Source organism: Geodermatophilus chilensis, assembly GCF_002802985.1.
Classification (GTDB): Bacteria; Actinomycetota; Actinomycetes; order Mycobacteriales; family Geodermatophilaceae; genus Geodermatophilus; species Geodermatophilus chilensis.
The window spans coordinates 1-1524 of record NZ_NVPT01000346.1; the positions used below are offsets into that span (position 1 = coordinate 1).

The following is a 1524-nucleotide window of genomic DNA, read 5'->3' on the forward strand; positions in this document are numbered from 1 at the left end:
CTTAGGCGCTGGACCGAGTTGTCACGGGTCAGGGTCGGTGAGGATGTCGATGCTGATGGTGGCCCGGTAGCTGGGTCCGCGTAGTCGGCCGAGGGCGGTCTTGGCGACGTAGTTGGAGATCGCTCGTTTCACCACTCGGGGGGTGGTGCGGCAGCGCCGGTCGGGGAGCAGGTCGGCCAGGACCTGCCGGCCGATCGCGCCGACGAGGTCGATGACGGTGTCGGTCATGACACCGGTGGCCGCGACGAGCTGGTCGCGGGCGGCGTTGAGCGCGATGGTGAAGCTGCCCCGGTCAGGATCGACGTCGGGCCGGCCGATGGTGGCGTCGCAGATCGCGATCCGCAGCGCCTGATAGGTCACCAGCAGGGCGTAGATCTCCTGCTCCAGGCCCGCCGGGGTGCGGGCGCGCAGCACCCGGCCGCCCAGGATCGTCGACTTCAGCTCCAGGTAGGCGGTCTCGATCTCCCACCGCTGGTGGTAGAGCCGGACCAGGTCGGCGGCGCAGTCAGGGTCAGTCACCGTGGTGACCAGCTGATAGAGCTCGCTGCGGGTGCCGGCGGAGGTGGCGAGGGTGATCTGGCAGCGCAGCACCCGCACCTCCAGCGGGCCGATCCGCGAGAGCCACGAGCCATCTGCGCAGCGACGGCAGACCGGTAGCCGGTGGCTGGCCTTGACGCGGATGAGCAGGTCGGCGCCGGTGCCGGCGAGGGCGGTGAGCATCGGCCGGTAGCCGAAGTTGCGGTCGGCCAACACCAGCATCCCGGGGCCCGCGGCCTCCAGCAGCCTGTTGGCATAGCCCTTTTCGTCGACGCTGATCGGGCCGAACGCCGCCGCCAGCAGCGCGCGGGTGCCACAGGCGACCAGCGCGGCCAGCCGCACCATCGGATAACCGGTGCCGCCGTGATGGCTGCCGCCCTTGCGGTAGACGGCCAGATTGGCCGGGGTGTCCGGGCAGCACAGCGTGGTCCCGTCCAGGGCGCAGACCAGCCGCCCGCGCCACCACACCCCACGGGTGGCCGGGCCGGCCGCCGGGCCGCGGAGCAGGTCGAACAACGCGCGCAGTGGCGCGGCGCCGACCCGGCGGCGGGCCGCGGCCAGCCCCGCCGGAGTCGGGTGGGCCACCGGGAGCCCGTCCAGCCCGGCAACCAGCCGAGCCCAGACCTGCCGGTAGCCGCACTCGGCGAACAACGCGGCGGCCAACAGCAGATACACAACGACCCGCGAGGGCAGATCCCGGACCCGCCGCTGGTTCCGGCCGGTCTCGGCCAGCGCAGCGTCGACCATGTCAAACGGCACGATCCGGGTCAGCTCACCCACATGCCCCGGGGCGAACCGACCGGCGGCGACGGTGACCTCATGAACGACGCGACAGGTGTCAGACTCGACGGGCAACGGAGCTCCCGCGTGGAGGGCGTCTTGGCGGACGCCCCCTCCTACCGGAGCTCCGTTGCCCTCTTCGACATCGACACGCCCACTCCGCCGCGTCCTTGACACCCGGCCGCCGCAGCTAACTACATGGCTTTG

Annotated in this window: 1 protein-coding gene; it reads right to left on the bottom strand. The window is 71.9% G+C overall.

The annotated features are described in order from the left end of the window. Positions 1 to 21: 21 nt before the first annotated feature. Positions 22 to 1317, bottom strand: a complete 1296-nt coding sequence (locus CNO22_RS27040; RefSeq protein WP_269799652.1) for an IS4 family transposase — start codon at positions 1315 to 1317, stop codon at positions 22 to 24. Positions 1318 to 1524: the final 207 nt, after the last annotated feature.